Raw genomic sequence first — 8,460 nt, forward strand, 5'->3', positions numbered from 1 at the left:
TAATTTGAATGCGTTACAAATATAATGGGAATTTTCCATGCTTCGAATATTTTTAAAATTAATTTGACAACTTTTTATTCAAAATGTGAGAAGAATTAAGGTGAATTTAAGTATTTCTAGATTGAAAATCTGCAAAATCAAATGGTGGCACTGGTTGTCGAGTCTATTACTGGTGCAGATATTGACTGCTTGTAGCCAAGTTTCTTCAAGTCCACCAGCTACTAAAGTTAGTGGTGAATCCAAAGATGAGATAGTGCTGGCTTTTTCATGGGAGGATTTTGATGACAAGGGGTTCGACCCAACTATGGGTTGGAATTATTACGGGCCGCCACTTTTTCAAAGTACACTGTTGCGCCGTAACGAAAATCTAGAACTGGTAAATGACCTTGCCCAAAACTACACTATTAGTAGCGATCGCAAAATCTGGACATTCAAAATCCGTGAAGATGTCCGCTTCTCGGATGGTCAACCCCTCACCGCCGAAGATGTTGCTTACACATTCAACTACACTAAAGAAAGTGGCGGATTAGTAGATTTGTCAGCATTAGACAAAGCGGTTGTCAAGGGAAATTACGAAGTTGAATTACACCTCAAGCAGCCTCGGATTACTTTTATCAATCAAATAGCAAGCTTGGGAATCGTACCAAAATACGCCCACAACAAAAATTACTTACGCAATCCCATTGGTTCTGGCCCCTATCGCTTAGTGCAATGGAATCCTGGCGAACAGATTATTGCTGAAGCCAACCCTTACTACTACGGAACGCCAGCAAATATTAAACGGTTAGTAATTCTTTTAACTCTTGAAGATGCAACCTTGGCTGCGGCGAAGGCGGGTAGAGTTGATGTGGCGCGTATACCGCCATCACTCGCAATTCAGCAGATTCCTGGGATGAATTTGTACGCCCACAGAAGCGATGGTCATGCAGGATTGATGCTTCCTTATATCCCCAACACAGGCAAGAAAACTTCTCAAGGATACTCCATTGGCAATGATGTAACCGCAGACCCAGCAATTCGTCAAGCCGTTAACTACGCCATCAATCGGCAGGTTTTGGTTGATTCTATTCTCGAAGGCTATGGTTCTCCTGCCTATACTCCAGTTAGTGGTATGCCTTGGGAAGAAGCTAAAGCTAAAATCCAAGATGCCGATGCTAACAAAGCTCAACAGATTCTTGCCGCAGCAGGTTGGAAAGATAATAACGGCGATGGCATTTTAGAAAAACAAGGATTAAAAGCCGAGTTTAGCATTCTCTACCCTGCTAAAGATAGCGTCCGCCAAGGACTAGCATTAGCTGTAGCGCAAATGCTCAAACCAATCGGTATTCAAGTCAATGCGGAAGGCAGAAGTTGGAAAGAAATTGAACGCCGATTGCATAGCGATGTAGTTCTCTATGTACTAGGCACTTACGATCCACTTATCCTGTACAATCTCTACCATAGTTCAGTTGCCCAAGGAAATTGGCAAAATCCTGGTTACTATGCTAATCCTACCGTTGACCAAAATCTTGACAAAGGTATGACAGCAGCCTCAGAGATAGAAGCAAGATTATTTTGGCAAAAGATACAGTGGGATGGTCAAACTGGAATTACTACTAAAGGCGATGCTGCATCTACTTGGCTAGTTAGTCCCGATCAAACTTACTTTGTGAATAGCTGTTTAGACCTTGGCAAACAACAGCAGATATCTCACAACTACACAGGTTCAATATTAGCCAACGTTACCTCTTGGAAGTGGAATTGTGAATGAACATTTAAATTGCATGAAACTAGGGCTAAAGCCCTGACTACAAGCAAATCAATCTGGAAAAATGAAAAATATCTGGCGATTCTTACTCCAAAAATTCCTACACTTTCTGCTGCTATTAGTAGCACTGTCAGTCATCAGTTTTGTCCTGGTTAGCTTGTCCCCTGTTAACCCGGTAGATGCTTATATTGGGGCTGATGTGATGCGTGTGGGTGCAGAACAAAGAGAATTAATTGCCCAACGTTGGGGATTAGATCGACCCATGACTACACGTTTTTTCCTTTGGCTAGGACAACTACTGCAAGGTAATTTGGGAACTTCCATGACCTACAACCAAACGGTGTCCCAAGTGATAGCCGAACGTTTTGAGGCATCATTAGCACTGATGGGGTTGGCGTGGTTGTTTTCTGGTGCATTCGGTGTATTGCTGGGTGTTGTCGCAGGAGCTAAGGAAGGGTCTTTAGTAGATCGGGTGATTCGGATTTATGCTTATACTTTGGCATCGGCTCCCGCTTTTTGGATTGCCCTACTATTGTTAATTATTTTTTCGGTAACGCTGCAAGTTACCCCGATATGCTGTGCAAAGCCGCCCGGTATTTTAGCGGCTGATGTGACATTATGGCAAAAGCTTCATCATTTACTACTACCTGCTTTAACTCTGAGTGTGATTGGCGTTGCGAATATTGCCCTCCACACCCGTGAAAAGCTGATTGAAATTCTGCATAGCAACTATGCTTTATTTGCCTATGCTCAAGGTGAAACAACTACTGGGGTAGTTCTACATCACGGTTTGCGTAACGTTGCTTTACCGGCGATTACCTTGCAATTTGCCAGTTTGGGCGAACTGTTTGGTGGTTCTGTACTAATTGAAAAAGTATTTAACTATCCTGGTTTGGGTAATGCTACCGTACAGGCGGCATTGCGAAGCGATGTCCCGTTGTTACTGGGTATTGTTTTCTTTAGCGCCACCTTTGTTTTTATAGGTAACACTTTAGCTGACCTCAGTTACCAGATTATCGATCCCCGTATCCGTTTTGGAAAATCTGCATGACAAAGCCTGCGATCGCCATCCCCACTCTACCAAATCATCCGCCGACTAAGCCCAAAGGCTTGGTGTATCTGGGTAATCGCCGTAGCCGCACTCTGGCGATCGCCCTTTTATGTTTTGTCATTTTTAGCACTCTGTTACTAGGAGCGCAGTTAGTTGGTACAGAAGGGTTAGAAATTGCCTTACAAACTCGCAACCAACCACCCTCACTGGCTCATCCTTTCGGTACTGATTGGTTAGGCAGAGATATGTTTGCCCGCACCCTCCACGGCTTAAGTTTAAGCTTGTGGGTGGGTTTGTTGACAGCTATCTGTAGTGCGGCCATCGGGTTAGTCTTGGGAACAGTATCAGCAACGATGAATAGTAAAGTTGACGCAGTAATCACATGGCTGATTGATGTGTTCTTAAGTTTACCTCATATTGTGCTAATTATCCTGATTGCCTTTGCAGTTGGTGGCGGGGTTCCAGGCTTGTTGATTTCCGTCAGTGTCACCCACTGGATGGGATTAGCTCGACTTTTACGGGCTGAGGTACTGCAAATAAAAAACTCAGACTATGTACAGCTTTCCTACAAACTAGGACATTCTTCCCTGTGGATTGCTCGTCACCATTTGTTGCCTCATTTAATACCTCAGTTCATGGTGGGACTGGTATTGCTATTTCCCCATGTGATTTTACACGAAGCCGGTCTAACCTTCTTGGGACTGGGTTTACCGCCAGAAATGCCAGCAATAGGCGTGATTTTAAGTGAGGCTATGCGTTATCTGTCGGCTGGTTACTGGTGGTTGGGAGTTTTACCAGGAGTGGCTTTGCTAATGGCTGTGAAGCTGTTTGATATTTTGGGTGCTAGTTTGCGATCGCTACTTGACCCGAAAACAAGCCAAGAATAACACCACTACAAGGAGCGTTCAGAATGCTTTGTGTACAAAATCTGAGTGTCACCTTTACAATGTATGACCGGGGTTTAAGCCAAAAACAGACTACTGCGATCGCTGATTTGGAGTTGCATATTAACGCTGGTGAAGTTGTGGCTGTTGTTGGTTCTAGTGGCTCTGGTAAAAGCCTTTTGGCACACGCAATCCTCGGAATTTTACCCAAAAATGCCCATGTAACAGGTAAGATAACTTACAACAATGAATATCTTACTTATAAACGTCAAGTGGAATTACGGGGAAAAGATATAGTACTAATTCCGCAATCAGTTAGTTATCTCGATCCCTTAATGAGTGTAGGAAAGCAACTCAGTCGGATTGCACGTCTGAGGGGATTATCAACAAATGCATCTCAACAGATTATTGACCAAGTTTTAGCACGTTATAAACTTGCGCCCTCAGTCAAGCAGCTATTTCCGTTTCAACTTTCAGGTGGCATGGCTAGGCGAATTTTAGTAGCAATGGCTGTGATTGGGCAAGCTAATTTAGTCATTGCTGATGAACCAACTCCAGGGTTGCATCCAGAGGTGGTAGTGGAAACTCTTAATCACCTGCGCGAACTTGCTGACGAGGGTAAGGGTGTATTGCTAATTACCCACGAACTAGAAGCTGCTTTACAAATAGCAGATAAAGTCGCTGTTTTTTACGCAGGTACAACTGTGGAGATAGCTGCTAAAACTGATTTTACTCATAGAGGAAAAGCATTACGTCATCCTTATACTCAAGCACTCTGGCGTTCTTTACCGCAGAATGAATTTATTCCTGTGTCGGGTACACAACCGAATCCTGATACATTGCCCCTTGGTTGCTTGTTTGCCGAACGATGTCCAATTGCCACTACAGATTGTTTAACTCATCGTCCGCCCTTACGGGAAGTCTGCAATGGTTTAGTGAGGTGCATTCATGCTTAGAGGCGAAAATTTATCTTTCCGCTACAGGCAAAACCAACCTTGGATACTGTGGCACTTTAGTATAGAAATAAATCCTGGCGAAATCGTGGGTTTGAGTGGAACTAGCGGTTTAGGAAAAACAACTTTGGGTAAAATTCTAGCTGGTTATCTCCAACCTGTAGAAGGCTCTGTCAGTGTAAACGATAGGCCTTTGCCAATACAGGGTTATTGTCCAGTACAAATGATTTTTCAAAATCCTGAATTGGCTATGAACCCTCGTTGGCGGATTAACAAAATTTTAAAAGAAGGGCAAATGCCTTCTGAAGAATTACTCCAAGCTTTAAATATTAATCAGAATTGGCTCAATCGCTGGCCTCATGAGTTGAGTGGAGGTGAACTTCAGCGAGTTGCTGTGGCTCGTTCATTAGGAAGACATACTCGCTACTTAATCGCTGACGAGATGACGGCGATGTTAGATGCCAATACTCAAGCTTTGATTTGGAGGGCTGTCATTGATTACGCCCGTAAAACTGAGATAGGTATTTTAGTTATCAGTCATGACTTCTGGCTGCTCAAGCGTTTATGCGATCGCCTGATTGATTTGACTATCAGCAGCAAATAACATTAAAACTCCCGACTATGAGATAAATTCTTGAATCTGCTAAACTGATGATCAAACAAAAGCTTGACCGTACCAGTGGGCCCATTCCTCTGCTTGCGGACGATTAACTCAGCAATGCCACGCTCAGGTGTATCGGGATTGTGCATTTCTTCACGGTAAACCATAATTACAACATCGCTGTCTTGCTCAAGGGACTTCCAAGAAATAAATTACTCAGCAAAAATCATAATTTGACATCTCTTAAGATAATGATAATCATTCCGAAGGGGTGAGAGGCGGTTGCCGTCGGCAACCGCCTCTCACCCCCTAAAAACAGAGAAAGAAAAGTCTGCACTCTGTATATAATTTCAGTGCAATATCATAATTAATCTTAATGTTTTTATATTTAAAATATTTAAAAGCTTCTGGTAAAAATTAAGTGCTGCCACAACAAATATCAACAAACCACTTGCCTAAATTGGAAAATTTTTCATGTTTCGAGTTAGTGAGTCTTTCTATTTTTTTTTCAACAGCAGACATAGCCTCCTTAGTAAGAGTAACCCCAGTTTCATAAGTTTGAGTCACTAACTTAACCACAGGATTCTTACCTTTCCACGTCATGTTTTGAGCAAATTCTAAAGCGATTGCAACTTCATCTAAAATACTGCCACACCAAGAATTTTCTAATATCCCCCAGACTCGCTCAATGGGATTATATTTGCTGTGATAGGGTGGATAGTAGGCTAAACGTATATTCAGTTGATATTCATGAACAAACTCAACGATACGTTTCATAAACTGGGTACGTCTAGAATTATTATCTGTCCCATTATCCTGGTTAAGAATCAGGGTTTTTATTGAGGGAAATCGCCAACTCTCACTCTTCCAAAAATCTTCTATAACATCTACAATAAAATCACTCGTTACATTAGACTCTGTAAAGTATAAAAATAGTTCGTCTAATTCTGGAAGGAAGATGCCGTAAGGAGTTACAGTAGTTTTTGGATGAAAATTATGGTCTTCTGTTTCTGTGACAACTCGGTTTTTACCTCCTCTGTCAAAGCAGCCAATATCTACACGGGCTTTGGCATCCAGACTGAGACGTAAGATACTTGGATCATCCAGAGCGGATTGATTAACTATTGCTAATTGTTCAAAGATTGCGTCTGTTTCTGGAATTTTTTTTGAGGTAAAACTTTTGCTACTCGCTTGAGTCTATAACCTAAATCATTGAATTTAATACGAATTGTTTCTTCAGTCGGTAACTGTTGATCACTATAGCCACACTTTTCAATTAATAGTTTTCTTACTTTGCTTGCTGTTAAGCGTGTATATAATCTTTGGCTTTTAAAACTTGGGTCAGTTTGGCTTTGTGAATCAACCAATTTTTTAATATCTTCTAATAAAGAAGGTAGGTGTTCTTCTGCTTTCCATCTACCCTTAGCTGAATAATTATCTACACAAGTAATCCCAGTAGTTAATTCTTTAATTCCTTTACGAATAGTTTTCCTATCCCACCCCAATTCATTTTGAGCTATTAGCTGTCCTCCATGACCTAATGAGATTACAGTCTGCGCCTGGAAACGCCTTCTAGCTGAACCTTTCAATTGAGTTGCTGTTTGCTTAAGCAGAAATTTTAATGAATCAGTTAATTCCATTGACACTCCTACACCCCAAAACTCGAACCATACATTGAACTTACTACAAAAAGGAACTCAGGGCTGCCGTCGGCAGCCCTGAGTTCCTCCCCCCTATAATGATTATCATTCTTATACATTGGGGATTTTATTTCTTGGAAGTCCCCAATACCTCACTCGGTATTCTCCGGTACAAGACTATCCCATACTCCAATCTGTTGGTAACTCTGGCTGGCAAGCTTCTGATATCTGGCGGGAGTTGCGTGTTGATGGTTTTTGCGATTGATAGCCATGCTGCGGCGACCACAGGGAGTAAAGCTTGGCTGCGCCTGCTGCCCAAAAGAAAAATCCTCAAGTTCATTATAGTGCTAGCTAATTACGATTTAACGATCAATCAATTGCACTTAGGATTTCTTTGAATCAGATACAACGCAAGATGCAGGATTAAAATCTGTATTATGTGGTGTAGCAATGGATAGTTCGGCGACTAGAACTATATTACCCTTGGTATCCATAGCTGATGGGGCTGTCAAACACCTGGGGTTGGGCTATGTCGAATGAACGCATAGTTGCAGCAGGTTGTCAAAAGCTATTTGTGGATGTCGATTGCAGAAAAATATACAGTTTACCAACAGATCAAGTATTTAAAAGTGCTTTGACAAAAAAATAATGAGGTGCATTGATAACATTACGAGGCGGTAATTTAAGAGTAAAACGTCCATAATTGGCTTCTTCATCACCAGCTTGAACAACAGAGGCTTGCCAATTGTAAACAGATAATAGCTTCTCTGGTTCATCGCATCCATATTTCCAATATTCCGATAAACCTTTTGTTTCTTGTTTGATAAAAAATGAGCTAATAAAATCAGTTAAAAGCCAACTACCTGGATTACTTAGCTGAGTAATTCTTGTTAATAATTGATGTACTTCTGCCTCATTTAAGTAATAAATAAATCCTTCCATTAGCCATATAACTGAAATTTCTTTTCGATATCCATGTGCTAATAGTAAATCTGACCAATCTTCTCTAAGATCAATACCAATAGTGCAACGATTACACTTACTATGTTGATTTTGTAATATAGATTCCTTGTATTTAATTACCTCTGTTTGATCGAGTTCATATATTTGCGTATCAGGATGCCAAGGAAGGCGAAAAGCTCTAGTATCCATTCCAGCACCTAAAATAATAACTTGTCTAATTCCAGGAATTTGTGAAATTAAAAAGTCATCAAAAAAACGTGTACGTACAGGAATTATAGGTGCGCCTTTATCTTCAAACTCCTGAACTTTTGGCCTAATCTCAGCTATCATGTCTTCTCCAGCAAGTATAGCTGCAAGTGGATCTTCAAACAAGCCATCAGCTCTTTGAGTTTCTAATGCACGAGCAACCGCCATCATTCGTGAAGATAAGCTAACTAAGTTTTTGATTTCAGACATTTGATTTAAATAGAGAAACAGCAATTGAAAAAACAGCAGTGTTGAAAAAAGTATTATTATTGATTTTAATTCAATTCGCAAACAAATCGACGTTATAAATTATACGTTAGTTACTGAAATGAGTTTTCTAAAAGTTCCTTACTAGGATTTCAAATAATCTGAAAA

General features: G+C 40.9%; 8 protein-coding genes. 5 read left to right on the forward strand and 3 right to left on the reverse strand.

Translation table 11 applies throughout. The features are described 5' to 3' along the window. The first annotated feature begins 100 nt into the window (after positions 1-100). The 5 genes from GNE10_RS28180 to GNE10_RS28200 all read left to right on the forward strand — a co-directional run bounded on the left by GNE10_RS28180 (position 101) and on the right by GNE10_RS28200 (position 5,239). Positions 101-1,750, forward strand: a complete 1,650-nt coding sequence (locus GNE10_RS28180; protein WP_185568911.1) for an ABC transporter substrate-binding protein — start codon at positions 101-103, stop codon at positions 1,748-1,750. Between the two features lie 61 nt (positions 1,751-1,811). Further along, positions 1,812-2,798, forward strand: coding sequence for an ABC transporter permease (locus tag GNE10_RS28185; RefSeq protein WP_185568912.1), 987 nt, complete (start codon positions 1,812-1,814; stop codon positions 2,796-2,798). Then, positions 2,795-3,685, forward strand: a complete 891-nt coding sequence (locus tag GNE10_RS28190) for an ABC transporter permease (protein WP_199342057.1) — start codon at positions 2,795-2,797, stop codon at positions 3,683-3,685. Before GNE10_RS28185 ends, GNE10_RS28190 begins: the two co-directional genes overlap by 4 nt. 23 nt (positions 3,686-3,708) lie before the next feature. Then, positions 3,709-4,638 carry an ABC transporter ATP-binding protein gene (locus GNE10_RS28195; protein WP_185568913.1) on the forward strand — a complete coding sequence of 310 codons (930 nt, stop codon included), beginning with the start codon at positions 3,709-3,711 and terminating at the stop codon, positions 4,636-4,638. Beyond that, positions 4,631-5,239 (forward strand): ABC transporter ATP-binding protein, encoded by a 609-nt coding sequence (locus GNE10_RS28200; protein WP_185568914.1) that lies wholly within the window; start codon positions 4,631-4,633, stop codon positions 5,237-5,239. Before GNE10_RS28195 ends, GNE10_RS28200 begins: the two co-directional genes overlap by 8 nt. A gap of 2 nt (positions 5,240-5,241) precedes the next feature. Here GNE10_RS28200 and GNE10_RS28205 read toward each other — a convergent pair whose 3' ends face one another. The 3 genes from GNE10_RS28205 to GNE10_RS28215 form a co-directional block, all read right to left on the reverse strand. Beyond that, a complete protein-coding gene (locus GNE10_RS28205; protein WP_397326553.1) occupies positions 5,242-5,445 on the reverse strand; it encodes a DnaB-like helicase C-terminal domain-containing protein in 204 nt (67 codons plus the stop codon). A gap of 208 nt (positions 5,446-5,653) precedes the next feature. After that, a protein-coding gene (locus GNE10_RS28210) for an ISAzo13 family transposase (RefSeq protein ID WP_185568918.1) occupies positions 5,654-6,876 on the reverse strand; the annotation gives its coding sequence in 2 pieces (ribosomal slippage) (positions 5,654-6,396 and positions 6,396-6,876; 1,224 coding nt in all). A 615-nt stretch (positions 6,877-7,491) separates the two neighbouring features. After that, positions 7,492-8,295, reverse strand: a complete 804-nt coding sequence (locus GNE10_RS28215; protein WP_199342058.1) for an SAM-dependent methyltransferase — start codon at positions 8,293-8,295, stop codon at positions 7,492-7,494. Between the last annotated feature and the right edge of the window lie 165 nt (positions 8,296-8,460).

It is taken from the genome of Nostoc sp. 2RC, from assembly GCF_014222165.1.
Classification (GTDB): domain Bacteria; phylum Cyanobacteriota; class Cyanobacteriia; order Cyanobacteriales; family Nostocaceae; genus Nostoc; species Nostoc linckia.